This window comes from Photobacterium sp. BZF1, assembly GCF_014349205.1.
Lineage (GTDB): Bacteria > Pseudomonadota > Gammaproteobacteria > Enterobacterales > Vibrionaceae > Photobacterium.
This window is the reverse complement of record NZ_JACSOF010000056.1, coordinates 12,330-37,659: the sequence shown is the minus strand read 5'-3', so window position 1 is coordinate 37,659 and position 25,330 is coordinate 12,330. Positions and strand designations below refer to the sequence as shown.

The 25,330-nt window shown below is 45.4% G+C and carries 25 protein-coding genes; 9 read left to right on the top strand and 16 right to left on the bottom strand.

What is annotated here, in order from left to right; genetic code table 11:
• Positions 1 to 38 precede the first annotated feature (38 nt).
• Positions 39 to 644, top strand: a complete 606-nt coding sequence (locus BIZ37_RS14170) for a type VI secretion system-associated protein TagO (protein ID WP_187462059.1) — start codon at positions 39 to 41, stop codon at positions 642 to 644.
• Between the two features lie 75 nt (positions 645 to 719).
• Here BIZ37_RS14170 and cobB read toward each other — a convergent pair whose 3' ends face one another.
• The 9 genes from cobB to BIZ37_RS14125 all read right to left on the bottom strand — a co-directional run bounded on the left by cobB (position 720) and on the right by BIZ37_RS14125 (position 10,596).
• Positions 720 to 1,430, bottom strand: a complete 711-nt coding sequence (gene cobB / locus BIZ37_RS14165) for a Sir2 family NAD+-dependent deacetylase (protein ID WP_187462058.1) — start codon at positions 1,428 to 1,430, stop codon at positions 720 to 722.
• A gap of 301 nt (positions 1,431 to 1,731) precedes the next feature.
• Positions 1,732 to 2,808, bottom strand: a complete 1,077-nt coding sequence (locus BIZ37_RS14160) for a formate dehydrogenase subunit gamma (RefSeq protein WP_187462057.1) — start codon at positions 2,806 to 2,808, stop codon at positions 1,732 to 1,734.
• A 98-nt stretch (positions 2,809 to 2,906) separates the two neighbouring features.
• Positions 2,907 to 3,524: a formate dehydrogenase FDH3 subunit beta gene (fdh3B, locus tag BIZ37_RS14155; protein ID WP_187462056.1), complete on the bottom strand. Its 618-nt coding sequence runs from the start codon at positions 3,522 to 3,524 to the stop codon at positions 2,907 to 2,909.
• Positions 3,525 to 3,536: 12 nt separating this feature from the next.
• Complete coding sequence (locus tag BIZ37_RS14150; protein WP_187462055.1) at positions 3,537 to 6,392, bottom strand: formate dehydrogenase subunit alpha; 2,856 nt, start codon at positions 6,390 to 6,392, stop codon at positions 3,537 to 3,539.
• 13 nt (positions 6,393 to 6,405) lie between these two features.
• A complete protein-coding gene (locus tag BIZ37_RS14145; RefSeq protein WP_187462054.1) occupies positions 6,406 to 6,636 on the bottom strand; it encodes a twin-arginine translocation signal domain-containing protein in 231 nt (76 codons plus the stop codon).
• Between the two features lie 182 nt (positions 6,637 to 6,818).
• On the bottom strand, positions 6,819 to 7,424 hold the full coding sequence (locus BIZ37_RS14140) for a molecular chaperone (protein ID WP_187462053.1): 606 nt from the start codon (positions 7,422 to 7,424) through the stop codon (positions 6,819 to 6,821).
• A gap of 9 nt (positions 7,425 to 7,433) precedes the next feature.
• The gene (locus BIZ37_RS14135; RefSeq protein WP_187462052.1) at positions 7,434 to 9,113 is read right to left on the bottom strand and encodes a 4Fe-4S binding protein; all 1,680 of its coding nucleotides are present in this window, start codon (positions 9,111 to 9,113) and stop codon (positions 7,434 to 7,436) included.
• A gap of 291 nt (positions 9,114 to 9,404) precedes the next feature.
• On the bottom strand, positions 9,405 to 10,136 hold the full coding sequence (locus BIZ37_RS14130; protein WP_187462051.1) for a DUF3306 domain-containing protein: 732 nt from the start codon (positions 10,134 to 10,136) through the stop codon (positions 9,405 to 9,407).
• Positions 10,126 to 10,596 (bottom strand): DUF3305 domain-containing protein, encoded by a 471-nt coding sequence (locus tag BIZ37_RS14125; RefSeq protein WP_107298109.1) that lies wholly within the window; start codon positions 10,594 to 10,596, stop codon positions 10,126 to 10,128. The genes BIZ37_RS14130 and BIZ37_RS14125 overlap by 11 nt, the downstream gene beginning before the upstream one ends.
• 266 nt (positions 10,597 to 10,862) lie before the next feature.
• Here BIZ37_RS14125 and fdhD point away from each other — a divergent pair, with 266 nt between their 5' ends.
• The 5 genes from fdhD (at position 10,863) to BIZ37_RS14100 (ending at position 16,462) form a co-directional block, all read left to right on the top strand.
• The gene (gene fdhD / locus BIZ37_RS14120) at positions 10,863 to 11,780 is read left to right on the top strand and encodes a formate dehydrogenase accessory sulfurtransferase FdhD (protein ID WP_255526765.1); all 918 of its coding nucleotides are present in this window, start codon (positions 10,863 to 10,865) and stop codon (positions 11,778 to 11,780) included.
• Entirely contained in the window at positions 11,780 to 12,694 is a 915-nt protein-coding gene (locus BIZ37_RS14115) for a helix-turn-helix transcriptional regulator (RefSeq protein ID WP_187462050.1), read from the top strand. The genes fdhD and BIZ37_RS14115 overlap by 1 nt, the downstream gene beginning before the upstream one ends.
• Positions 12,695 to 13,228: 534 nt before the next feature.
• Entirely contained in the window at positions 13,229 to 15,214 is a 1,986-nt protein-coding gene (locus BIZ37_RS14110; RefSeq protein WP_187462049.1) for an SDR family oxidoreductase, read from the top strand.
• A gap of 11 nt (positions 15,215 to 15,225) precedes the next feature.
• Positions 15,226 to 15,744, top strand: a complete 519-nt coding sequence (locus BIZ37_RS14105; RefSeq protein WP_107298106.1) for a DUF2505 domain-containing protein — start codon at positions 15,226 to 15,228, stop codon at positions 15,742 to 15,744.
• Positions 15,745 to 15,826: 82 nt separating this feature from the next.
• A complete protein-coding gene (locus BIZ37_RS14100) occupies positions 15,827 to 16,462 on the top strand; it encodes a TetR/AcrR family transcriptional regulator (RefSeq protein ID WP_255526764.1) in 636 nt (211 codons plus the stop codon).
• A 105-nt stretch (positions 16,463 to 16,567) separates the two neighbouring features.
• Here the strand turns inward: BIZ37_RS14100 and BIZ37_RS14095 are convergent, their stop codons facing one another.
• A complete protein-coding gene (locus tag BIZ37_RS14095; RefSeq protein ID WP_187462048.1) occupies positions 16,568 to 17,581 on the bottom strand; it encodes an extracellular solute-binding protein in 1,014 nt (337 codons plus the stop codon).
• A 438-nt stretch (positions 17,582 to 18,019) separates the two neighbouring features.
• Here BIZ37_RS14095 and BIZ37_RS14090 point away from each other — a divergent pair, with 438 nt between their 5' ends.
• The gene (locus tag BIZ37_RS14090) at positions 18,020 to 18,391 is read left to right on the top strand and encodes a hypothetical protein (RefSeq protein WP_107298103.1); all 372 of its coding nucleotides are present in this window, start codon (positions 18,020 to 18,022) and stop codon (positions 18,389 to 18,391) included.
• Positions 18,392 to 18,502: 111 nt separating this feature from the next.
• Positions 18,503 to 19,399 (top strand): D-alanyl-D-alanine endopeptidase, encoded by an 897-nt coding sequence (gene pbpG, locus BIZ37_RS14085; RefSeq protein WP_370577361.1) that lies wholly within the window; start codon positions 18,503 to 18,505, stop codon positions 19,397 to 19,399.
• A 92-nt stretch (positions 19,400 to 19,491) separates the two neighbouring features.
• Here pbpG and BIZ37_RS14080 read toward each other — a convergent pair whose 3' ends face one another.
• The 5 genes from BIZ37_RS14080 to BIZ37_RS14060 all read right to left on the bottom strand — a co-directional run bounded on the left by BIZ37_RS14080 (position 19,492) and on the right by BIZ37_RS14060 (position 22,998).
• Positions 19,492 to 20,382: an alpha/beta hydrolase gene (locus tag BIZ37_RS14080; protein ID WP_255526762.1), complete on the bottom strand. Its 891-nt coding sequence runs from the start codon at positions 20,380 to 20,382 to the stop codon at positions 19,492 to 19,494.
• A gap of 356 nt (positions 20,383 to 20,738) precedes the next feature.
• Positions 20,739 to 21,098, bottom strand: coding sequence for a phasin family protein (locus BIZ37_RS14075; RefSeq protein ID WP_107298101.1), 360 nt, complete (start codon positions 21,096 to 21,098; stop codon positions 20,739 to 20,741).
• Between the two features lie 77 nt (positions 21,099 to 21,175).
• Positions 21,176 to 21,886, bottom strand: a complete 711-nt coding sequence (locus BIZ37_RS14070; protein ID WP_237156937.1) for a phasin family protein — start codon at positions 21,884 to 21,886, stop codon at positions 21,176 to 21,178.
• 154 nt (positions 21,887 to 22,040) lie between these two features.
• On the bottom strand, positions 22,041 to 22,322 hold the full coding sequence (locus BIZ37_RS14065; protein WP_107298099.1) for a polyhydroxyalkanoic acid system family protein: 282 nt from the start codon (positions 22,320 to 22,322) through the stop codon (positions 22,041 to 22,043).
• A gap of 160 nt (positions 22,323 to 22,482) precedes the next feature.
• Complete coding sequence (locus BIZ37_RS14060; protein ID WP_187462046.1) at positions 22,483 to 22,998, bottom strand: lecithin retinol acyltransferase family protein; 516 nt, start codon at positions 22,996 to 22,998, stop codon at positions 22,483 to 22,485.
• Between the two features lie 286 nt (positions 22,999 to 23,284).
• Here BIZ37_RS14060 and BIZ37_RS14055 point away from each other — a divergent pair, with 286 nt between their 5' ends.
• Positions 23,285 to 24,499, top strand: coding sequence for a transglycosylase SLT domain-containing protein (locus BIZ37_RS14055; protein WP_255526761.1), 1,215 nt, complete (start codon positions 23,285 to 23,287; stop codon positions 24,497 to 24,499).
• A gap of 76 nt (positions 24,500 to 24,575) precedes the next feature.
• On the opposite strand, the gene BIZ37_RS14050 is transcribed toward BIZ37_RS14055, so the two are convergent.
• Positions 24,576 to 24,962, bottom strand: coding sequence for a hypothetical protein (locus BIZ37_RS14050; protein ID WP_187462044.1), 387 nt, complete (start codon positions 24,960 to 24,962; stop codon positions 24,576 to 24,578).
• Positions 24,963 to 25,330 lie beyond the last annotated feature (368 nt).

Here is a 25,330-nt window from a genome sequence, read left to right as displayed (position 1 = left end):
TTGTCATCTTATCATAGTTAAATAATCGAGAAACTGTAATGATAAAAGAAGTATTACTGGGTGCATTTGCGCTCCTATCTACAAGTGTATTATCTGCAGGAATGGATAAAGAAATTGCTTCTTGTGCTGTGGTTGAGGGTGAGTTAGCACGACTAGATTGTTTTGACTCCTTAGCAAAACAATATAAATTAGATAAACCACAAAATGTGGGTGCAAAATTGACGGAAACAGGACATTGGAATGTATCTGAAACTGTTAACCCTATAGACGATTCCAAAACCGTTACCTTAGTGTTGGATGCCTCATCCGGAAAAAGCAGATGGAAAGACAAAATCTATTTTGTTGCTCGTTGTCAAAGTAATAAAACTGATGTGTATATTGGCTGGAATGATTACTTAGGTAGTGAAGCGTCGGTACTTACGCGTATTGGTTCCAACAAAGCGGTAACATCAAAATGGTATCTATCTACAGATAGTCAAGCAACATTTCATAAAAAGCCAATTTCCTTCCTAAAGAGTATGGAAGAGGCGAATAAACTAGTCGCTCAAATTACCCCATATAATGAGAGTCCTGTAACAGCAATTTTTGATACTACAGGCTTATCAAATGCATTAGCACCTTTACGAAAGACTTGTAACTGGTGAGTTGATATTACTATCGGTTTTCGTTTGAGTATAAAAAGGGCGCATAAAGCGCCCTATTTGAGAAAATACTTTCTTCTAACCAAGGATTTCATCAACAAAGTTAGGGACTAGCATAGACGCCGGACCATAACGTTTCTCAGCGAATTCACTTTCAACCTCACTTGGCTCTAAATTAAGCTCGATAGTATGGGCACCGTGCATCGCCGCTTCATGAACAAAACCCGCAGCTGGGTAAACCGCGCCTGAGGTACCAATTGAAATAAACAGGTCTGCTTCAAGCAAAGCGTCGTGAATACGGTCCATACCTATCGGCATTTCGCCAAACCAAACGACATTTGGACGCATAGGTGCAGGCATCTGGCAGCAATGGCAATGATCATCAAGCGAGATATCCCCACTCCACTCTATTGATTGACCTGTTTCACTACATTGGGCCTTCAGCAGCTCGCCGTGCATATGAATTACATTCTTGCTACCAGCGGCTTCATGCAGGTTATCAATGTTCTGAGTCACTATGGTGACCTTACCATCCAGCTCTTGCTCAAGCCTAGCCAGTGCTTTATGGGCGTCATTAGGAAATACCGTCCCACTTTCTAACTGCTGGCGGCGCTGGTTATAGAAATTTTGCACCAGAGCTGGATCTCGATAATACCCTTCAGGCGTTGCCACGTCTTCAATGCGGTGATTTTCCCATAACCCGTCTTGGTCACGGAACGTACGTATGCCTGACTCCGCAGAAATACCTGCGCCGGTTAATACAACAATATTTCGATATGGGAAAAGCATGGCCGTGTCCTTTCTTCAATACTCTATATAGCTTTATACCATTGTTTTCATGTGGTTATAAGTAAAACGTCTACGACATTAGTCTAATTATGGATAACAAATAGTAAGTTATAGTGCATTAGAAAGGTAAGCCTAATTTGCAATAGCTCGATTGATTGTTATTAGTACCGACATTCACAGCGGTTGGTATCATCGCGATAAGGTGGGAACAATGTCGCCTGCATTGACATTATCATACTGAATTTTAAGGCATAAAAAAACCGGTAGTGTTCGCTACCGGTTTTACAATTAGAGTTGAATATTAGGCGTTATCCTGTGCGGCGTTGCCCTTCTTATCGACTTCTACTTTCTCATCATAACCAGGCTGATTCTCAGGCAAGTCTTTGACTTCTTCGTACCACAAGTCGTGGTGCTCTTTAGCCCATGTCTCATCCACCTCACCGGTGATCATGCCATCAAGGCCCGCTTCCATACCAAACAAACCAATATAGATGTGGAAGATGAAACCGCAGATCAGCACCAATGCAGATAGCATGTGCACTAGATGCGATAACTCCATATCACGACGTGTCTGACCGAATAGTGGGAAGTCGAGAATAAAACCACTGACAACAATGAAAGCACCAAAGAATATCAACAGCCAAAAGATAGCTTTCTCACCACCATTTGAGAACCCAGCTGATGGGTGACTACCCTTATGCTTACCGACCATGCCGCCCATTTTCATGAACCACTGCATGTCGACTTTATTGAAAATACTTTTACGCCACCACTTAATCAGTACTGCCACCAAGAAAATAGCAAACAGAGGGCCGATATAGTTATGGTACTGCTTGGCAGCATAAATTACCCAGCCCCAAAGCTCTGTCGGTACGATAGGCTTGATAAAGTACTTACCGTAAACCAAGGTCAAACCACTGAAAGCCAGGGTCAAGAAGGTAAATGCCAAACTCCAGTGCAATGCCCTATCGAACCGGCTCCAGCGCTTGATCTTACGGCCCGTTTTTGGCTTGCTAAGCTTTAGAGGGCCAACAACCACATACGCCAACGCAACCATGACCAGACTACCGAAAATGGCCAGTGCGCCCAGCGGTGACATCCACTTCTCTTTCATAATGAACCAAGTCTGCCCTGGGACACTGATTAGCACACCGTGCTCTGGTGATTGCGAAGTGGTATAGCCTTCTTGACCATCTTTGACGGCTCGCCAATAGTCAGCACCGGCAAAGCCAATGACTTCATGCCTTACAACAGACTCGCCCAAGCGTTCAGATTCAGAGTTAGCACTGGTTTCGTTACTTGCTGCCGCCGATAATGAAAACATCAAAACCAAAGCGGTCGATAACAAGAAGAACCAGTGTTGAATTCGCTTAGTCATATTACTCCCGACTGTTTGTTCAACAGTTATGTTTAAATCTCTTACCTTGAGGCAACCCCCAACATTGAGGTTGCCTCATTGTCGTTTGCTGGCCTTATTTAAGCCTTACGCACCTTGGCTGCATCGTATGCAAGGTCATCGGTACTCGCCCAACCCGCTTCCTTTGCGCCACGAGCAACAACACGCTCACGATAGATATCAGAGATTTTCGCTGCATCACCAGCCAGCAGTGCCTTAGTTGAACAAAGAGAAGCACACATCGGCAGTTTGCCCTCAGCAATACGGTTAGCACCATATTTCTGTTTTTCTTCTACCGAGCCTGTTTCGACATTCGGACCACCTGCACAGAAAGTACATTTATCCATCTTGCCACGTTCGGCAAAAGCGGTTTGCTGTGGGAACTGCGGAGCACCGAATGGGCAGGCAAACAAACAATAACCACAACCGATGCAGAGATCTTTATCGTGCAGAACGATGCCATCTTCTGTTTGAACAAAACAATCCGCCGGACACACCGCCATACATGGCGCGTCACTACAATGCATGCAGGCTACCGAGATTGAGTTTTCATTCGGTAGACCATCGTTCAGGGTCACGACGCGACGGCGTTGAATACCCCACTCAAGCGCATCATCGTTTTCGTTTTTACAAGCTGTCACACAACCGTTGCACTCAATACAACGTTTAGAGTCACAAAGAAATTTCATACGTGCCATCAGAATGACTCCTTACGCTTTAGAGATTTTACAGAGGGTGACTTTGGTTTCCTGCATCTGGGTAACAGGGTCATAACCATAAGTCGTTGCCGTGTTGGCGGCTTCGCCCGAAACAAACGGGGCACAGCCTTCTGGGTATCGACCACGTAGATCTTCACCCTGGAACTTACCGCCGAAGTGGAACGGAATAAATGCCATTCCTGGTTTCACACGAGGCGTGACCATGGCCTTAACATGGATACGGCCCTTTTCAGCGCCCTCTACCCACACCATCTCACCGTCTTTGAAGCCAATATCGTTGGCATCTTTGGGGTTCACCTCTACAAACATCTCTTGCTGCAATTCTGCCAGCCAGGGGTTAGAACGGGTTTCATCACCACCGCCCTCATACTCAACCAATCGACCGGAGGTCAATACGATTGGGTATTCGCCAGACACGTCTTTGTCTTGGATCGATTTGTACAACGTTGGCAGACGGAACATGGCTTCACTGTCATTCCACGTTGGGTAATCTGTTACAAGGTCACGTCGAGGCGTGTACAGCGGTTCACGGTGCAACGGAACTGCATCTGGGAATGTCCAAACCACAGCTCGCGCTTTAGCGTTACCAAATGGGATACAGCCGTGCTTGATGGCAACGCGCTGAATACCGCCAGAAAGGTCAGTCTTCCAGTTTTTACCTTCAGCTTGCGCCTGCTCTTCTGCTGTCAGGTCATCCCACCAACCAAGTTGCTTAAGCATCTTGTCGGTAAATTCTGGGTAACCATCTTCAAGCTCACAGCCAAGAGAGAAGCTGTCATCTGCAAGAAGGCTTTCACCGTTACGTTCTACACCAAAACGGGCACGGAAGTTACCACCACCTTGGGCAACAGTTTTCGACGTATCGTAAAGAATATGGGTACCCGGGTGTTTCAACTCAGGAGTCCCCCAACAAGGCCAAGGCAAACCGTAAGTTTCACCGTTTGCAGGGCCGCCTTCGGCTTCCAAGGACGTCTTGTGGAATGTGTGCCAGTTCTGCTGGTGCTCTTTCAGACGCTCAGGACTCTGGCCGGTATAACCGATAGTCCACATACCCTTGTTGTACTCGCGGGTGATGTCTTCAATCACAGGCTGGTTGTTTTCGACACGGATGTGCTTGAACAATTGCTCAGAAAGACCCAGCTTCTGAGAAAGCAGGTACATAATTTCATGGTCAGGTTTTGATTCGAATAGCGGCTCAATGATCTGATCTCGCCACTGCACCGAACGGTTGGTTGCGGTTACAGACCCCGTAGTTTCGAACTGGGTGGTTGCTGGCAGCAGATAGACGTTGTCTTTGCGGTTGTTCATTACCGCAGCGACACCTGGGTACGGGTCGACAATGACCATCATATCCAGTTTTTCCATTGCCTTACGCATTTCAGTACCACGGGTCTGCGAGTTCACCGCATGGCCCCAGTAGAACATGGCGCGGATGTTGTCGTTCTGCTCAATGTTGGCTTTGTCTTCCAACACGCCATCAATCCAACGGGACACAGGAATACCGGCATTGTTCATCGGTTTCTTGCCGCTGTATTCGTTTTGGTCGAAACGGCCCTTCAGCCACTCGTAGTCGACATCCCACACTTTCGCCCAGTGCTTCCAAGCACCTTCAGAAAGACCGTAGTAACCCGGAAGGTTATCAGACAATACGCCGAAGTCTGTCGCGCCCTGCACGTTATCGTGACCACGGAAAATGTTGGCACCACCGCCTGATTTACCCATATTGCCGAGGGCAAGCTCAAGGATGCAGTAAGCTCGGGTATTGTTATTACCTGTGGTGTGCTGGGTACCACCCATACACCAAACTACACAGCCTGGGCGGTTCTCAGAGAGCATCTTGGCGGTACGGTATACATCGGCTTCAGGCACGCCACTCACGCGCTCTACTTCAGCCGGGGTCCATTTGGCCACCTCTGCTTGTACTTCATCCATCCCCCAAACACGCTGGCGAATGAATTCTTTGTCTTCCCAGCCATTTTTGAAAATGTGGTATAGCACACCCCAGATGAAGGCAACATCAGAGCCCGGACGCAAAGAAACATAGTGATCAGATTTCGCTGCAGTACGGGTGCGACGAGGGTCCGCTACCACAATCTTACAGCTGTTGCGCTCTTTGGCGATCAGGATGTGCTGCATTGCAACTGGGTGTGCTTCTGCAGGGTTTGAGCCGATAAACAGGATCGACTTACAGTTGTGCATGTCATTGAGCGAGTTGGTCATCGCCCCGTAACCCCAGGTATTCGCTACGCCGGCAACGGTTGTGGAGTGACAGATACGTGCCTGGTGGTCAACGTTGTTCGAACCCCATAGCGAGACCATCTTACGGAACAAGTAAGCTTGTTCGTTGTTGTGCTTTGCCGAACCCAACCAGTAAACGGAATCTGGGCCCGACTCTTCGCGGATTTTCTTGACTTGCTGGCTGACTTCATCCAACGCCTGCTCCCAGCTCAGCTTCTTCCACTTGCCGTCAACCAACTTCATTGGGTATTTGATACGGCGTTCACCATGTCCATGCTCGCGAAGTGCGGCACCTTTCGCACAGTGGCCACCGGCGTTGAATGGGTGATCAAAAGCTGGCTCTTGGCCAGTCCAGACCCCTTCCTGTACTTCGGCATAGATACCACAGCCAACAGAACAGTGGGAGCAAATCGTACGTTTCACTTCTACCGGCGCTTTAGGATCGACTTCCTTTGCCTCGGCTTTTTTCATCATGCCCGGCGCAAACAAACTTGCACCAGCCATACCACCAGCAGCAGCCAGTGAAGAGTTACGGATAAAGGAACGACGCGAAATACCTAGCTGGTTTTCGTCCTTGCTTACGTTATCGGAACGTTTAGTCAGTTTCATTTATTGCTCCGCCTTACAAGGTTTCGTAGTAATCGCGAATATGCTGGGTTTCGCGATAGCCAGTAGTATTGTCGTCTTTATTGCCTTCAGGCTTTTCAATCTTCGCCTGAACTGCAGTTGTTGTACCGGCAACCACTGCACCAGCTGCCACACTCAGACCAATATTTTTCAGTAGCTGGCGTCGGCTTTGACTGGTCTCTTTGTGACTGCTCTCTTTATGAATAGATTTGTTCTGCTCACTCATAAAAGCTTGCTCCTTATCGTGTTTTCGAATCCGATCTACTCGTTTCGAAAATCAATTCTTTTGCTAAGTTTTTCGTAAAATAAATAACGACTTAAAAGACATCTTCCAGCTATTCTCTGAGCACTCTCATTACATAGCTAGGTAGCGGTTACGTCGTCACAAAAATGAAAATTAGGTAAAGTCTAGTTCACCTCTACCAATCGTGTTTTTTCCACCAGCAGGAACTGCAAAGCTAACTCGGCAACTGCGCTGTAAAACACGGCACTATTGGCTGCTTTGAGATCAGTGAATAGTCGCTCGAACCAAGTTGCGATATGGCGATTGAAGAAAACTTGCTGTAAGTGCTTATCACCCCCTTCCACCAGCATTGCCATCACTTCCAATAAAGCAGCGATATGGTCTTCCGGCTCTTTGACATTCTCTTCACGGGCAAAGCCCAATTGCATGAGATCACGACGGAGGTGAGCAAGAGGCATTTCCATCAATGAACCGGTTAGATACCAAGATCCAAACGGAACGATCTCGCCACGACCAATACCAATGAAAAGATCTTGATATTCCTCTTCAACAGCTAAAACGGTTGAAGTCTGTGCCGCCAATTTAACAACAGGCCATGAAGCAGCCATTGTGTTAGATGAAGAAGCATTTTGATTCGCTTCAACATCAAGCGCAGAAAGCCAATCCAAAACAGTTTGATCCGGTGCTTTGCGAAACAAATGTGCCAACAAGCCATAAATTTCAACGCGCAATGCACTGTCTTCTAATTGAGTTTGAAGTACTGATTCCATTTGTATTCCCTACACTTTTAGCTGACTTTCAGGATCATCGACGATCGTCGAGAAAATATCGCGAACACGGCAGTCCTCGCACATATTCAAACGGCGGATGGCTTCTCCCTGAAACTGCGAGTGATTTTGTAACTTCTCAGTCAACATTTTCACCATAGATGCGGGCGCAAATGGTTTACCGCAACTGGTACAGCAAGCCGCTTCTTCTTCGTGAAGAACTTGTGCTTCCTGACGAGCCTGAGCATTCCAAATCACACCAGGGTTAAGGGAAATCACTTTTTCAGGACACGCTTTTTCACACATGCCACATTGCACGCAATCTTGTTCAACGAACAAAAGACCTGGACGATCGCCAATAGCATGAAGTGCACGGGTCGGACATATCGACACACATCCCATACACAAAGTGCAATCTTCCGACTTGCATTCAACCGAGCCATAAGGGGCATTTTCAATGACCGCAGAACGTTCTGGTTTTACTGCCGCATTCTCATAAAGGGCATCAAGCACCGTAAACAATTTTTCGCGTTTATCGCCTTCCAATGGAGTAGCAACATTCAATAGTGCAGAGTCAAAACCAGAGAATGCTTTTGCCTCTGAAAAATCAAATAAAGCGATACGTTCAATGTCATAGCCCATTTCAGCCAAAAATGACTGAGCCGTTGCTAATTCATCACGCAGTACACGATCGATAGTGTCAGGAATATAAGAGGTCTTTGTTGCCAAGAGCACTTGATGTGCACCATAGGCCAATGCACTGAACCAAGTATCAATGCCAACTGTCGCCAGTTCTTCCAATGCAACAGGAATAACAGACTCAGGAAGATCAGCGATGATCGTATTTACGTTTTCTTCATCACGGTTACCATAGAAAAGCAACGTTGGTTTTTCGCCGCCTGCTTTTCGATAGTTTTCTAGTAACCGATAAACGAAATGCTGAGTATTTGCCGGATCAGGTAGCGCATATGAAATTGCTTCTGTCGGACAAGCTGTTGCACACGTACCCACTCCTTGGCAAAGGTATGGATTGATTTCAATATGATCGCCCGTGCTGGACAATGCACCAGCAGGACAAGCATCAACACAGCGCTCACATCCAGTCACACCACGAGAAGAATGCGCGCAAAGATCAGGATTCAACCGAAAGTATTTAGGCTTATCAAATGTCCCAATCATCTCAGGCAGATCTTCGATGACATTGGCCAGTTTCGCTTTGCCTGCCCCAACGGCGTAATAACCTGGAGCAGCAATCTCAACCTCTGTTAAGCCTGTATCAGTCATATCCACAATCAAATCAAAGCAATCACGGCCAATAGCCACTTTTGCCAGATTGACCGTCGTCAACATGCTTTCAACATCACAAGACACTTCAAATGCCCCAAGGTAACCTTTTACCGTTGCCTTAGATGCAAAATAAAGATTGTTACGCTTAACACTGTTATTGGCTTTATCTTTAGATTCAGCCTTCGCTGTGGCAAGTAGGGTTACCGAATTTAGCGAAGTAAACTGTGCCTCAAGTGCCGTGATAACGTCTTCTTCACCCACCAGCAAAACATTCCCGCGGCTTTCATAAGAAACCGTTGGCGGGATCAAATTAGATAGCTCGACAGTACCATTGATGGCAGTCAGTCTCGCTTCACCATTTTGCTCTTTGGTAGCGGAGAGTGCTTTTAGTGTACTATTTAACATTATTATTCCTGTCTACTCGTCACCGTTAGTCAGTGGCGATTGAAACGTATTGTTTAGAAAAGGTTTTTCTAATCTCTTCGCTTCACACTCTTTAATAGAGCAATAACCGATCCAACTTTTCACGGAATAAAATGACTTATAGGGAGCCAAAATCTCTTTAGGACAGTTTGACCAAGCCAGTTAGCGACAATTTGTCCCACCCTTTGCTGACTCATGCGCCAAAATGTCCCGATCGTTTCTAAGGGTATTTTTCCCTTTTTGTCCCATTTCGTTTGTTGACGTTAGTTCTTACTAAGATCTTTTCACTAACTTGCCATCAGAAAATGGCTTTTCTTCACTCGCTACTTCAGTAGGGATAGTGAGTGCAAGACCGGTTTCAACATCTACCGGGTCTTTTGAATCAGTCTCTGATGTACCTGACGATTCTGAATCAAGCTGTTCAGGGCTTACCTCTACGATGTTTGCCTCTGAGGTGTTAGCTTCCAAAGAGCCCGTATCCGAAGTATGAGCCTGATCCCCCGTTTCTGTACCAGCATTAAGTGCTTTCTCCGCAGTCTCCGCAACCTCATTCACCCATTGGCGAAGTTGCTGAGTCACTTTGGTATCAAGCACGGGTACGTTGGAAAAATCTTCCGTGTGATCATCCATGTCACTGATGTAGTTGAATTCATCTGAGTGAAAAAGCTTACGTAGGGCTGCTTTTTTCACTGACTTTTCAACCCCTTGCTTCATAAAAGTTGTGACACCGGAATCAAACGTAACTTTTGCTGCATCAGCAAGGGTTAATTCAGGAGCTGTGTCTTGAGGCTCAGAGCCAATATCTTTTCCCGCAAACTCTTCAACCTCGTTGCGCTCTGAGATTTCCGGTTCGGATGCAATGGGTTCATCGTTTTTAAGATTCTCATCAGACGCTTCATGCTCGGTAAGAACATGATCTGTAACACCTTGTTCTAATTGCTCTTCGGCTTCATCCTTAGCCTTTATTTTGCGTTGGGACCAACGCTGGAAGAAGTTAGTTGCCACTAGAACGCCCTTTTTGCTCTTTGTTTTTACAACGTTTGCGGCGATATTCTATTTGTTCGCCGTGACGGCCGATAAAAGCCTCCATCCAAGCCTGAATCTGCAAAGGTGCTTTGATATGAAGAACCTGATAATCACCATCCATATAACTACTTGCCAGCCCCTGGGCTGCCGTAATCAATAGTGGAGATAGCTGCTCGTTCTCTTCCTCACACACAAGGAATAAATGAGGATCACGGGAACTGAGGTTAAAGCGATAGTCTGAACGCTCATGGCGATGTAACTCCAAAGGCATGACATAGCCATCATCTTTGGTAGCTAGCGACGCTTTTTCATCATCGCCGTATAAGCAAACGTCTTCAATTGACCAAGAAAGTGTTGTCCAACGACCAACTTGCTTTTCTTCTGATACCAGACGAAACGCTATCGGCCACAATGACTCATTTTTATATTGTTCAGGCACACTCACTCCTTAGCTTTTCGGTTCGGGCTTATCTAATTGATAACCCAATAAAGCAAGGATCAGACCAACTTTAAAAAAGCACTTCCAAATAGATGACATTTCCAGAAACAAATAAGTTGGAATGATGTTTGCTAATACATCTGACAACGACTTAATCTATGTTTTAAAAGTAGACGTTCCAGAAAGTGTTGCGTATACATGAACACATCCAACGGGTAGATCTTCTTTAGATGCCGAACAACAACCATCAACAGCAGGATATTTTGATGAGCCAATTGCCAAAAATAATTAAAACAAATTCATCAGTTAACCAGACGATGACTGTCCAGGTAATGGATGAGTATGGCGATATGATGGAAAAAGAAATTGCCTGCGAACATCCCCTTACCGTCTATCTTAACTGGATCGAGGTTGTCACCTTAATGACATTGGGTGAACGCCCTTCCGCCCTTGTACTTGGCTACCTCAAAAACCAAGGTTTTATAGAAGACATTGATGCTATCGAATCGTTGATAATAGACTGGGAAACTAACTCAGCCGCCGTTATTACCCGTGAAAACACCGATGGGCTAGAAAAGAAACTAGGAAAAAAAACCGTTACATCAGGTTGTGGCCAAGGGACCATGTTTGGCAACGTAATGAAAAAGCTGGAAGGTATCCAGCTACCTAAGCCGAGTATTCCCCAATCTAAACTCTATGGCTTGCTTGAGTCGCTAACCCACCATAACGAAACCTACAAAGCGGCAGGTGCCGTTCACGGTTGTGCCGTGTGTAAAGACACTGAGATTTTGTCATTTGTCGAAGATGTGGGCCGTCACAATGCTGTCGATACGCTCGCTGGTGAAATGTGGCTCAAAGGTGAGCAAGGTGCCGACAAGATTTTCTATACTACCGGCCGCTTAACTTCTGAGATGGTCATTAAAGTCGCCCAGATGGGGATCCCTGTTTTGCTCTCTCGCTCAGGGGCAACGCAGATGGGCTACGAGCTTGCCCAAAAATTGGGGATTACCATGATTGCGCGCGCCAAGGGGCACCGCTTCCAAGTATATAACGGTATGGAAAATCTTATTCTCGATGTCAAAGGTGATACCGAAAGCCTGCCTGTTGAAGATGCACACAAGCCAATGCATAAAGGTGAAACTGATCAGCTACACACAAACCACCAGCATGGTGGTAACAAGTAATGGAAAGTAGCTATCCCGAATTCATGAATGCCAAGCAAGTGGCCGAATATCTCGATTTAAACGAAAAGAAAGTCTACGCCCTTGCCAATGATGGTTTGCTGCCCGCCACCAAAGTAACCGGTAAATGGTTATTTCCCAAAGCGCTGCTAGACAAATGGCTGCTCGAATCATGCCACAATGGGGTTTTGAATGACCGTCTATTAATAGCAGGGTCTGACGATCCACTGCTGCAGATGATTGTGGGTGACATGGCGAACAAACTCGGCAGTACTGCACTTATCGGATACACCTCGACCGGAACCCGACAAGGTCTGTCTATGATGAGCAAAGGCCATGTTGATATGTGTTGTATTCATTGGGGGCATGCCGAAGAAGCCGCCCTGCGCCATCCCGCCTTACTCCAACAATATAGCGGTCATCGTAATTGGGTGCTTATCCATGCCTTCGAACGCCAGCAAGGGTTAGTGGTTTCTCAAGAAATCGCTGACTGTGTAAATAACCGCTCCATCCAGCCTCAGGAAATGTTGTCTTCTCGTTGGCGCTGGGCGATGCGTCAGGAAGGAGCCGGTAGCATGCGGGCACTCTCTGAATGGTTACACACTCACGCCTTCACGATTGAGATGTTAACGAGCATAGGAACCTGTAATAGTGAAAGAGAACTCGCATCAAGCATTGCAAGGGGTGAAGCCGATGTGGGTTGTGCCAGCCAAAGTACCGCCGGAGAATTTGGTCTCGGATTTATTCCTCTGTGTACTGAAGCCTTTGAGCTTGTTATCCCAAAAAATATCTATTTCAGAGATCTCCAGCAGAAGCTACTTCACGCCTTGAGCGATAACGCGATCCAAGGCAAAGGTGATCAGCTTGGCGGTTATAATTTTAGCCGGAGCGGTCAACAGGTTTGGAGTGGCAAGTAACCATTCATACCTATACATCAAGGGGGCTATTGACGCTCCCTTTTTTCATCCTTATCAATTGCCATCAAAATAAAATTCTATTCGTTATTTCCCCCCAAGGAAAAGCTATCAATATGACAGGCAGCCATAAAAATCGGGCAGCTTTGCAAGCATAATTGCATTTAGCCTTATCTACTGCTGCAGAACGCCTTCCTTACTTAGCATTCATACTGCTACCTAACCTTTTTACAGATAAACCAATCAATAAAATCAACGAAGGTAAATCTTTCACTTATATACATTTATTAATACTTAATACCTGTCATATATTCGATATTTATCACTGGTCGGATGTGACAAATGAAACCCAAAAACAAAAAACGTGAGCAATTACTCTAAAACGTAAAATTCCCTTGCTGAATATTGATCTAGGCCACATTTTTCTAGGATTTGCTTTGAGGATTTGTGCCACCAGATGCACACTGAAGTCGGTCATCTGACCAGTAAATTACTCTGCAATTGAATGTAAAAATAAATACCGCGTAAGGAGTGGTCATGAATTATTTCATTACCGGCGCAACTGGATTTATCGGTTCTCAGTTATTACAACGTCTGGCTAAACGTCCTGGTGATATCTACCTACTCACCTATGACAAAATTTCTGAAGATAGACTGGAAGCTCTGTTAGAAAAACACAATCTGCCTAAGAACAAGTTCCACTGCATCAAGGGCTCAATTACCGAACCAAACCTTGGCATATCAGCTGAAGATACCAAGAAACTCACAGGAACAATTGATCAGTTCTTCCACCTAGCAGCTATCTATGATCTGACTGCTAGCGAAGAAGATATGATGCGCGCCAATATTGAAGGCACTGAACATACACTACGTTTCGCCGAGCGCATTAACGCTGGTTGTTTCCACTATTTCAGTTCAATTGCTGTTGCGGGCCAATACCGTGGCTGGTTCCGCGAAGATATGCTTAACGAGGCGACTGGCCTTGAGCATGCTTACTTCTCTACCAAGCATAACGCCGAAAAACTTGTCCAAGAGACAGCAACTATCCCTTGGCGTGCTTACCGCCCGGGTATTGTCATCGGTGATTCGAAGACAGGTGAAGCCGATCGTGTTGACGGCCCATACTACTTCTTCAAAATCATCCAGAAACTTCGCCGCGCACTACCTGAGTGGGCTCCGCTTTTGGGCCTTGAAGGCGGTCGCCTGAACCTAGTACCGGTTGACTATGTTGCCGATGCTATCGACCATATTTCTCACAAACCTGAATTGGACAACCAGTGTTTCCATATCGTGGACCCTGATCCGTACCGTTCAGGTGAAGTGATTAACCTGTTTGCCGAAGCGGGCCACGCGCCGCGTATGGCTATGCGTTTGGACATGCGCGTGTTCCGCATGATCCCATCCCACTTCTGGTCTCAGTTGGGTCAGGTTCCTGCGCTAAAACGCTTTATTGATGCTATCAGTAAAGAAATGGACATGCCGCAGGACGCACTGAGCTACTTCAACTACCCAACCCAGTTTGATTGCAGCAATACGCTAAACGCGCTATCTGACAGTAACATCTGCTGTCCTCGCCTAGCCGACTACGCTGACAAGATTTGGGACTACTGGGAGCGCAACCTAGACCCTGAGTTGCATGTTGAGAAAACCCTGCAGGGCTGCGTTAACGATAAAGTCGTAGTGATCACAGGTGCCTCTTCAGGTATCGGTTACACCACTGCGATCAAGCTTGCCAAAACCAAAGCTCGCCTAGTTCTGATTGCCCGTGACCTTGAGCGACTGCAGCAGACACGAAATGAAATCGAGCGTTTGGGTGGCCATGCCTTCATCTACCAGTGTGATCTGAGCCAAGATGCGCCTTCCCAGGAAGTCATCAAGCAGATCAAACACGACCACGGTAAAGTTGACATCCTAATCAACAACGCCGGCCGCTCTATCCGCCGCTCGGTAGAGAAAGCAACGGACCGTCTGCACGATTACGAACGTACCATGCAGATCAACTACTTCGGTGCGCTGCGCATGATTCTTGGCAACCTGCCAGAAATGATCGAAGCCGGTGAAGGTCATATCATCAACATCTCGTCGATTGCAGTATTGACCAACCAGCCGTTGTTCTCTGCTTATGCTGCATCGAAATCAGCACTGGACACCTTTACCCGCACAGCAAGCACTGAGCTAGGTGGCCAAGGCATTGATTTTACAACCATCAACATGCCGTTGGTTGAAACCCGCATGATCTCTGATCACTACCGTGAAGCGGAAGGTGGTATTCCACTACTTACTCCAGAAGAAGCGGCAGATTTGATCATCAAAGCTATTATTGAGCGTCCGAAGCGTATTGCTACCAAACTAGGCCTACTTGGCGCATTCATCCATGGTGTCTATCCGAAACTGGGTGAGCTATTGATGGCGACGGGTTACAACCCAGACCATGGCAAGCATGATGGTGAAGATGCAGAGCCTAAACAGCCTTCTGCTGATGTAGTAGCTATTAATAGCATCATGCGCGAAATACACATGTAAGGATGTAAGCAATGCAAGTTTCAGTAATCCACGACTACAAAGAAGATCTTGATACCTTACTGCGCTATTTCAGTGAAGAAGACCTCATTACTGAAAAGTACCAGAAACTGGGTGCCAAGAATGTCCGTGTCGCTACGCTTGAAGAGACGGAAGATGGGTTCCGAGTGGAAACCCAGCGCGAAATGCCAGCCAATGTACCTGCGGTGCTAAAAAGCCTGCTGGGCAGCTACAACACCATTAAGCAGACAGAATCTTGGCACTGGCAAGAGAATGAGCAATTGGTCTGTAAGCTGCAAATCGAAATCTTGGGCGTGCCTGCCACAATCGAAGGCCAGATGGTGTTCAGCGAGCCAGCCACTCGCCCAGGGATTGCCACTTCCAACCATGTCACTATGGATGTGAAGTCAGCTATTCCACTGGTAGGAAGCACTCTCGTATCCTTCATTTGCGGTGATATGAAAGAGCAGATGCAGGGTGAGTACGAGTTCCTGCGCGAAGTGCTGCCGCAATTGGTTGCCGAAGAGCAATAATGCTCCCCCCATCACCTTCGGCATAGCCAGAATATGCTAATGATGGTTATGTCGAAGGTGAAGCTCGAATAACAAGGAAAAGATGATGAAAACCAAAGATAGGATTTTGTCAGTTAGTCTTGAGCTGTTTAATCGTGATGGTGTTGCACAAGTTAGTACGCTGATCATCGCTACCGAGATGGGGATCAGCCCGGGTAACCTTTACTACCATTTCCGTGGCAAAGATGAAATTATTGCGACTCTCGTTAATGAGCTGCAAAACTCCCTGACAACCATCAGCAATGAGTACGCAAGCCAGGTCAAGGACTTTGATGACTACTGGCCCTTTATGCACACCGTAATGGCTCTGTTTACCCATTACCGTTTCCTATTCAGAAACTTGGATAGCCTGAACGGCCAGAACCCGCAAATCAAGCGTAAGATCAGAACCCTGATCCTCAAGCTACGCCATTTGTGCAATGACATGCTGAAGCATCTCGTCGAACTGGGTAAGCTAAAGTGCGATGAGCAAAGCTTGCCACTTCTGGCTGATAACCTATTGCTTGTCAGCTTGAACTGGTTGAATTACCAAACCCTACTTGACGATCATTATACCGAAAGCGACCTAGCCCGCTCTGGTGTCCTACGTCTCATTTCGATGGTTGAGCCATATCTCACCGAGAACGCCAAGTCACCATTCTTTACTCATCAGGATCTCGTTGAAGAATTGGTAACGTAATCCAGAAAAGTTAGATTTTTAATCAATGAGTAAAAAACAAAAACACCCTATGCCAGCATAGGGTGTTTTTTTCATCTTAAACCAACGGAATTAGACCTTTGTGCTTTACAGGTCAAACTTCACTTCATCCAGTAGCCTTACAGCAGCTGGACGGTATTGAGATATTTTCTCAAGAGAAAGCGCATCAGCATTAAACTCTCCCCAAGAGGCTACTAGCTCTGTTGGCTGAACACCAGGTTTGACTGGATACTCGAAATTAGCAGCGGCATACATTTCCTGAGCTTTGCTATCAGACAAGAATTCCATCAGTTTAATGGCATTCTCTGAATTCGGAGCGTACTTGGCCATAGCCATACCGCTGACATTGACGTGAGTACCATTTTGCTCTTGGCCAGGGAAATTAATATATACAGACTCTGCCCAGCTGCGCTGGTTTTCATCTGCCATCATAATCCCGAAGTAATAGCTGTTGCTAACGGCAATATCACATAAGCCCTCTTTCACCGCTTTAATCTGTCCGCGATCATTACCCTGTGGTTTGCGGGCAAGGTTATCCTTGAACCCTTCCAGCCATTCTTTCGCTTTTTCTTCGCCGTGGTGGGCAATGATTGAGGAAACCAACGAAATATTGTAGTGGTGCTTGCCTGAACGGGTACAGACTTTCCCTTTCCATTTAGGATCGGCTAAGTCCATATAATCAAAGTTACTTGGTAACCTGCCAACACGGTCTTTTGAAGACTGAACATTTCGGGTACGTAGTGTCAGTGCATACCACTCTCCTTCGCTATCTCTGTACTGGCTCGGTATATTATTATTTACAATGTCATTATTAACTGACTTAACCAATCCCTCATCAGACAACTCAATCAGGTGGCCGACATCTGTGGTTAATATAATATCGGCAGGGCTCAAGCGTCCTTCGTGCTTGAGCATTTCTGTAAACCCTTCTCTGGCAAATTTCACATTCACTTTTATGCCAGTTTCATCGGTAAACTCTTTAAATAAAGGCTCAACTAAGAAAGCCTGCCGATACGAATAAACATTAACCTCTTCGGCTGCCATCGAAAGTTGAGGGAAAAATAAAGTGGCTGAAACTGCACCCAATAATAGCTTTTTCATGGATATCTCTTTCAAGAATGATAGACGTTATCAATAACTATTAGATAGCATAAGATTTAGGAGGAAAACTCACAATCACTTGAAAGTTGCTTTACATCTCAATACTTTACTAAATTTATAAGTACACTCATCAACCCCCATGTTGGGCGATAAGAACATTTACCTTAATAATCATAGATATAGAATCATCAAAAGCATTCCAGAAACCGTACTTATCCCTCTCCGCCATATTAATTTAAGTGACAATATTAATAATTAAAAACAATTAGCACATTGGCTGAATTAAATAATCGACACTATTAATGGATGGTTACTTTGAATCGTACTTACTCATATCGTAAATTTATTTTCCAATTAAAATAGTCTTTTACATTTTGAAAAAGTATCTCTGCCTGTATTGTGCTAAAAATTGACAGTTAGCATAGATGGATGACCCAAATGAACATCAAACTTTTTAAAAGCCTATCAGAATCAACGATCTGTATTGTTGTGTTCTACACATGCTTCCATTGGTTGATGGTCAGGTTTGCTGGCGAATTCTATACCGACATCATTGGAAAGTTTTACCGATTCTATTTTGTTTCATCTGTGTTGTTTATCGCCTTGGAAATCCTACAATTCTACCGGGGCAGTTCATGGGGCTACCTAGCCTACGCATTTGCTACCGTCGCCATCATGGCCTCATCCTTTGAGCCTAACTTACTTAACGAGCTGGCCCTCCAGATGATGATAACTATTGGCGCACTTGGATTTGTATTTTGTATGTACCAATGGTGGGAAGACAAAGGCTGGGAAGATCAGGAGCCCTAGCAGCAGAGCCATATTAGGCAGCCTACCCAATTAACGATAAACTGACTTTACCAACTCCCTAGCCCAAGCTACCCTTGTCTGTATTGCTATACATCGTTTTATCAACAAGGAGTGGTTTTGTTTCGCCAACTCAATCGGCTATTTGCCATCTGCCTGGCCATGTCCATATCGACAGTTCATGCCAGTAAGCTCAATACAGATAACATCCAGACAGCTTCGGTCAGTACATACGTAACTGATCTCGATACCAACAAAACACTCTTCCAGAAGAACGCTGACATCGTGATGCCTATTGCCTCACTGACTAAAGTGATGACAGCGATGGTCGTCCTCGATGCTAAACTTCCATTGGACAAATCAATCAGCTTTGAAAAGATAGACAAAGAAAGGATCTATAATGGCTATTCGCGTATCAGAATGGGGTCTACGCTAAGCCGAGGGGAGGCCCTTCACATTGCCCTGATGTCTTCAGAAAACCTCGCTACGGCAGCCTTAGCCCGCCAATACCCTGGTGGTTATGAGGCTTTCATAGAAGCAATGAACGCCAAAGCAAAATCTCTAGGTATGAAAGACACGGTGTTTGTCGATAGCTCGGGTTTAGACCACAACAACGTGTCTACCGCTGCTGATATCACCAAAATGGTAAAAGCTGCCTACAAATACCCGAAAATCAAAGAATACAGCACAACACCTGTGCATACCGCCTATTTCAAAAAGCCACGTTACAAACTGGGTTACACCAATACCAACGCGCTTGTCAGGGGCCAGAAATGGAATGTCGGATTGAGCAAAACAGGTTATTTGGATATTGCAGGGCATTGCTTGGCCATGGTCACCCATGTGGAAGGCCGACAGTTACTGATTGTTACGCTGGATGCTTATGGCAAACTAACGCCTGTTGGTGATGCGGGCAGGATCAAGAAATGGCTACAAAGTGGCAATAGCGGCAAGGTGTCGGAATCTGCGATGCACTACCAAAAGCAGAAGCTCTCAACCTTAACAAACTAAGCTCGAATACTTCTGCTCGATAAATTCAGAGAATAAAATAAAACGAGCCCTTAGATGGGCTCTTTTTTTATATCAAAATTATATAAACCAACTCAACTGGCTTTCTTGTCAATCGACTCACCCGCTTCTTTGAATTTCTCTTTGATAAAGCCAGCCATCAACTTCATCGCATCCCGGGCTTCGCTTAATTGATAAAATAACGGATAGACATGAGGCACGCCCTTAACCACGTTGATTGTGACATCGTTACCGGCCTCACCCATCCTCTGGGCAAGGTGAATGGCATCATCCATCAGCAACTCTTCGGTGCCCGACGTTATGAAAGTTGGCGGTAAATCACGATGGTCAGCGTAATACGGGGAAATATCAGGGTCACAGGGGTTTTGCATCCCAATGTAGTTATTACGCATCAAAAGTAAGGTGCTCAAATCAAAAAATGGGTCATCCTTACATTTCTTGAACGCTGATTCCCCAGTCACTGCCATATCTGACACTGGCGACATCAAAATACCACCAGCAGGCTGCGGTAATTTGGCTTCGCGAATCCTAAGCATCGTCGTTAGCACCAAGTTACCACCGGCAGAATCCCCTGCGAAGAAGATTTGGTGTGGGTGGTAACCTTTGACCAATAACCCTCTGTAGACCGAAAAGCAGTCATCTGGGGCCGCAGGATACGGGTTCTCGGGCGCTAACCGATAATTCACCATAAGGCCTCGCGAGCTGGTGTGATTAGCTAGGCGTGCTAAGAAGGCGTTGTGGATCTTTGGACTGTGAAAACAAAACCCTCCACCATGGAAGTAAAGGATAATCTTATTACCGCTACTCTTGGGCATATCGACCCAATCGCAAGACACGTCGGCGAAGCGGGTTGGCGTGATCTCCATCCCCTTTGGTGCAGCAATAAAAGGCCCATAGTTATCAATAGATAAAATGAGATCACGCATTTCTTCGGTTGATTCACAGTTTGCAAGACGTTGCCGCATAATTCGGAATAAAACCTTATTGAAAGCCCTATTACGCCAACTATCCATATACGCCACCTTTTTTACAATTCATTTACAAAGTTAGAATTAAACAAGGGGTTTGGTCAATATCTGGTAGCAAAAAAATGATGCTTTTCTTTAAGAAGTGCCTAGTTTTCTGTCATTTAAGGTTAAAACAACTGTTTTTCTAGGGTGCAAAAAAACTCTGCCAATAAAGGCAGCAAAATAAACAAAAAAGGTGCGCGTGCATGGCCCACGCGCAACCTAAAGGCTTCACAACCTGCAGACTGGGAACGGTTGGTCAGCCCGGAGCTACTTATTGTCTGGCTGGCATAAACGTAGCTCCGTATTGGCAGTTACTCTGCTTCTGCCAATTTCTCAACGGCTTGAGTCAGTTTGTCGATTTTCTCGTCCATACGCTCAAGCTTCTCACGGTCAACGCCACTTAGGCGGTAGAACAGATCATTCATACCTGCTTCTACTTCTTCAGTCGCTTTTTCCGTGTTCTTACCAATGCACTCTTTCGCTTGGATTTCGACTTCTTTACCGCGTTCAACTAGGTCATCAAACATCAAGTTTGACTTCTCGTTAAGCTGCTGGGCTTCTTCCAAGCTACGGCTGTAAATACCAAGGCCTGCTAACCAAATGTTACGTGCAATGCCTTCACCACTTTCAACGACATTTTTTGCCGCTTTCACTACTGTATTGTTGCTCATAATCATATCCTCTTGCGTTATCTTGCTTTAAGCACGCTCGATTTAACTCACGGCTGCATATCTATTGGAAGCTATGCTTACACCACTTCAGGTTTTGTACTTACCGCAGGCTTGTCTTCAGCTTTAGCCTTTGGTTCCGCAACAGCGCTAGTTGCCGCTACGGTCTGTGGCTTTACCGGCGCTTCGACCTCTTTTTTCTCAGCTTCTGGCTTAGCCGCTGGAACTGGCTGCGCAGCTTTTACTGTTTTGCGGCGTGCAACACTTGGTTTCTTGGCTGCAGGCGCTGCTTTTTCAGTGGCTTTCGCAGCGGTACGCTTACGTGGAGCCGGCTTTTTTTCAGCTTGTGCTTTCTGGCGTTCTACCAGAGCTTCAATGTTGGCAGTTAGCTGGTCGATCTTGTCATCAACACGATCTAGGCGCTCGTTGTCCAAACCAATGAATTTCTGAACCATGTTGTGCATGCGTTCTTCAATTGCCACTGAAGTCTGGCTGCGTGCTGTGTGTACTCGCTCTTTAGTTTTCGACTCAACTGCACGACCACGCTCAATCAACTCATCAAATAGGCTCTTGCCTTTATCAGAAAGCTGATTCATTTCTTCAGCACTCTTGGCGTAAGCACCAAGGCCCGCTAACCAAATGTTGTATACCATTGCGTCACGAATCTGCTCTTTATTTGATTCTTCCGCAGTCTGTTTAAAAATCCCCATCAGTGTCCCCTCCATAACTTTTGCGATAGTGCCAGCCAGTGGGTATTGCCTGACTGCTTGTATGTAATTTACGAATTTCAATTAGAATGTTCTCCCTAAAACAACACTTTATCGCGAGAGAGAATACGTTTGTGAGGATTATCACAATAGAGACTTGGAAACAGCTTGCTAATCAGAGGGATAAAAAAAGAGCTCGTCATGAGCTCTTTTAAAAAATAATAAAAATTATTTTGACTTAACTCGCCAAGAGATGTTTGTCGAGTTGTTCAGTAATATGGCTTTCAATAGTAGATGCAAAGAAGGCGGCAGCAAAGCCAACAAGCTGAAGCTGAATCGTAATCTTCCCTTCTTCAGCGTGCAAATAACCTTTCGCAGCAGAATGTTTGATATGCATTTTATCGTCTTGCCAGGACCAAGTAAGGCCATACTCCTGTTCAAGTTGACCTGCAATTTTTTCGCTCATCGTAGTAATGTCATCATGAGCTCGATCATGATGGCGTTCAATTAAAATCGTCACAGAAGTTCTCGCGCATTAGTGTATTTACTCAGTCACCTTTTGTTAACATACGGCCTAACTACAAAAATTTCTGTGGTTCAGATCTAACATTTTGAAATTTGTTGCAGATACCAGATAGGAATATGCCTCACCTGTCATATTACATCAATCACAGACTTAATTAGATCAAGCGACGAAGCAAAGTAGGCAAAATCAAGCTAGCCCCAACAGCTAATTTGGCGCCTTTGACAGCATTTTGGTACGGCTGCTTTTCAGACGACGTTAGCACAGCGCCCAAGAGTAAGCCAACCCCTGCCATTTTTATCACTGTCGAAGGGGCACTGAGCGTCATATACCCCCCAGCGGCAGCCACTACCAAGCGTTGGAACTGGGTGCATTCAATTTGCAGGCCATGTGCCTCGCGGACAAATTGCTCACAGTTTTGGCTAAATAAGTTATAGGTCCGCCCCAACTTGGATTTTGCGTAACGCACTGCAGCCCTGGGATACGGCCCCCTAATATCACTGACCTCTATCCGGCGCCCTTCTGAAAACTCTAGCTCGCTTTCCCTTTCAACCCGGCGCCATTTCTTTGAGTTATGAATGACATAACCTCTTCCGTCTGCGATTCCGTAGTGCCAATATGTACTACAACGTATTCTCAATACCGTACCGGCCGGAAAATTAGTGCTTTGCATAAATACGTCTATCCAAGTCGCTATCAGTATCGTAAAGCCTAGCCGTTACTGCGCAATAATGTGAAATTTGTCTCATTTCGGATAAGAACCCATATTATCGGGCTATCATGCGCTTTACCTTGGTCTCTAACTTCCAATCTATCTGAACACTGCTAACATAAAAAAGACGTCAAAATAATGACAGACATCACAATAAATTTTTGACTGGCGATAATTTATTATGATCATTAGAAGTATATTTTTGTTTTTGCTCATAAGTTTCACAATTGGATGTCAATCAATCCCAATGGTTAATCAAGGAGACTTAAGCGCGCAAACCGCTTCTGTTCAATCATTACCGGAAGATGCTGATCACCAATGTGAAGTTGATAAGCGTTTGTTTGCAGGCAGCTATATTGCTACAGGCTCAAGCCTTCACAACTTAAACCAGACTCCTGATATCAACGCGCTAACTACAAGCCCTGCTGATTTTCATCCAAATCTCGCCGCTAGCCACACTTCTGAACAAGCAGAAAATCAAGAGCCCGATCTATGGGATTTGCTGGCTAGCGAGTTCGACATGAAGGTCCCTAACAATCGTACAATCCGCTATTACAAAAGATGGTATGTCAACAACCCTTACCATGTAGAAAAAGTCACAGCTCGGGCAGAGCCTTTCCTTTATTACATTTACCAGCAGGTCAATGCCCGTGATTTGCCCATAGAGTTAGTCCTATTACCTTTCGTCGAAAGTAGTTTTGACCAATTCGCTTACTCCCACAAAGGGGCCGCAGGGCTTTGGCAATTTACAGAGCCTACGGGTAAGACATTCGGGCTGGAAATTATCAAAGGCTATGATGGCCGGCGCGATATTGTTTATTCAACAGATGCCGCCCTTGATCTACTAGAATACCTCTATGATAAATTTGATGGTAACTGGCTACATGCCATTGCAGCCTACAACACGGGAGGTGGCAGGGTTAGAACTGCCATTAAGCAGAACAAAAAACAAGGCAAGTCGACTGACTTCTGGTCCCTAAAACTTCCCAAGGAAACCCGCCACTACGTTCCGAAACTCTTAGCCATGGCTGACTTGGTTAAGCACCACGGCTATCGCTACGACATCCCACTTCACTCAATCAAGGCTGAACCGGTATTAGAAGAAATAACCATAAGTCGAAGGGTCAAATTAGGTACTGTGGCAGCCTATTCAGGTTTGTCGAGCAAAGAGCTATACCATTTCAACCCAGGCTATACCGCAGGCTATACCCGCAAAAATAAAGACAATAAAATCTTGATGCCGATGAAGAACAAAACCCAGTTCTTCGAGCACAAGAATGCTCGCACTTACGCCAAACAAGACTATGAAGTTTATGACATCCAAGCAGGCGACTCATTGAACCAACTGGCTTACATCAACAACATTTCGGTTGATATAATCAAACAGGTTAATAACCTCAGCGACGCCACCATTTTTGCGGGCCAAAAGCTGTTGATCCCTAACCTAACGAGCACTGACTAACACTCAACTTCAGCCAAAAGCCACTTGTGAAAAAGCCGCAAGCAAAATTAATCCGCTTGCGGCTTTTCTAAGCTATTCAGTTCGAGTTCACGGCTGCTAAGGTTTCTTCCTTCGCGAGCGTGGTGGTTTCAATAGGGGAAATGTTTAAGTGAGTGATTTCAGTTTCTGTTTCGTTGTACTGAGGTGGGGTCTGCCCCTCAGGATCAAGCCAAGCCAAAACCTGGCCTTCAAGTACATTCAGTGTTTTCAAGTCCGACTCATTATGTGACAGCGACAGGCCAATCAATATCCCCGCCATTAGGCACACTGGAGCAACTAAATGTCGAACCACCAAGACACATGCCATTGCCACAACCGAGATTAATGTTGCTAAATAGATGCTCCCGTAGAGATCCGAGTAAAAAGCGATATAAAGAGCAAAAAACTGAAGCAAGGCTCCTAATGATAATACTGCAATTTTCATAGCGTCATCCGTAACTTGGCCTTTTCTGCAAGTATAGACAATCAAAAAATAATACCTGAAATTTTTATGCACCTCCGGCATACGTCATACAAATTGACAGTGTGCACAATTCTTTCAATTAATGCTTCAAATATAAGAAATTTGATCTATGATGAAAAAGTGAAAAGAAAAACACAAAGATCTTCCAATTGTCATAAAAGGGTAATATATGCAGCATCAAGAAATGATCAATCCAACTCACACAGGCATCATCACTCGTACGGTATTCACTAGCTTGGCATTCATGGTTGTTGGCCTCGTACTCATGTAATCACCTAACGGTAAGTAGCGATGAAACTTTTACTATTAAAGCGTTCATTAAAGTAAAA

What these genes read in the sequence shown, in the direction of transcription:
- BIZ37_RS14060 (WP_187462046.1), bottom strand. Translation starts at nt 22,998, where the DNA reads ATGCAAAGCACTAATTTTCCGGCCGGTACGGTATTGAGAATACGTTGT.
- BIZ37_RS14105 (WP_107298106.1), top strand. Translation starts at nt 15,226, where the DNA reads ATGCAAGTTTCAGTAATCCACGACTACAAAGAAGATCTTGATACCTTA.
- cobB (WP_187462058.1), bottom strand. Translation starts at nt 1,430, where the DNA reads ATGCTTTTCCCATATCGAAATATTGTTGTATTAACCGGCGCAGGTATT.
- BIZ37_RS14145 (WP_187462054.1), bottom strand. Translation starts at nt 6,636, where the DNA reads ATGAGTGAGCAGAACAAATCTATTCATAAAGAGAGCAGTCACAAAGAG.
- BIZ37_RS14160 (WP_187462057.1), bottom strand. Translation starts at nt 2,808, where the DNA reads ATGACTAAGCGAATTCAACACTGGTTCTTCTTGTTATCGACCGCTTTG.
- BIZ37_RS14075 (WP_107298101.1), bottom strand. Translation starts at nt 21,098, where the DNA reads ATGAGCAACAATACAGTAGTGAAAGCGGCAAAAAATGTCGTTGAAAGT.
- BIZ37_RS14055 (WP_255526761.1), top strand. Translation starts at nt 23,285, where the DNA reads ATGGTTAATCAAGGAGACTTAAGCGCGCAAACCGCTTCTGTTCAATCA.
- BIZ37_RS14050 (WP_187462044.1), bottom strand. Translation starts at nt 24,962, where the DNA reads ATGAAAATTGCAGTATTATCATTAGGAGCCTTGCTTCAGTTTTTTGCT.
- BIZ37_RS14090 (WP_107298103.1), top strand. Translation starts at nt 18,020, where the DNA reads ATGAACATCAAACTTTTTAAAAGCCTATCAGAATCAACGATCTGTATT.
- BIZ37_RS14100 (WP_255526764.1), top strand. Translation starts at nt 15,827, where the DNA reads ATGATGAAAACCAAAGATAGGATTTTGTCAGTTAGTCTTGAGCTGTTT.
- BIZ37_RS14135 (WP_187462052.1), bottom strand. Translation starts at nt 9,113, where the DNA reads ATGTTAAATAGTACACTAAAAGCACTCTCCGCTACCAAAGAGCAAAAT.
- BIZ37_RS14170 (WP_187462059.1), top strand. Translation starts at nt 39, where the DNA reads ATGATAAAAGAAGTATTACTGGGTGCATTTGCGCTCCTATCTACAAGT.
- BIZ37_RS14095 (WP_187462048.1), bottom strand. Translation starts at nt 17,581, where the DNA reads ATGAAAAAGCTATTATTGGGTGCAGTTTCAGCCACTTTATTTTTCCCT.
- BIZ37_RS14115 (WP_187462050.1), top strand. Translation starts at nt 11,780, where the DNA reads ATGGAAAGTAGCTATCCCGAATTCATGAATGCCAAGCAAGTGGCCGAA.
- fdhD (WP_255526765.1), top strand. Translation starts at nt 10,863, where the DNA reads ATGAGCCAATTGCCAAAAATAATTAAAACAAATTCATCAGTTAACCAG.
- BIZ37_RS14140 (WP_187462053.1), bottom strand. Translation starts at nt 7,424, where the DNA reads ATGGAATCAGTACTTCAAACTCAATTAGAAGACAGTGCATTGCGCGTT.
- BIZ37_RS14080 (WP_255526762.1), bottom strand. Translation starts at nt 20,382, where the DNA reads ATGCGGCAACGTCTTGCAAACTGTGAATCAACCGAAGAAATGCGTGAT.
- fdh3B (WP_187462056.1), bottom strand. Translation starts at nt 3,524, where the DNA reads ATGGCACGTATGAAATTTCTTTGTGACTCTAAACGTTGTATTGAGTGC.
- BIZ37_RS14150 (WP_187462055.1), bottom strand. Translation starts at nt 6,392, where the DNA reads ATGAAACTGACTAAACGTTCCGATAACGTAAGCAAGGACGAAAACCAG.
- BIZ37_RS14110 (WP_187462049.1), top strand. Translation starts at nt 13,229, where the DNA reads ATGAATTATTTCATTACCGGCGCAACTGGATTTATCGGTTCTCAGTTA.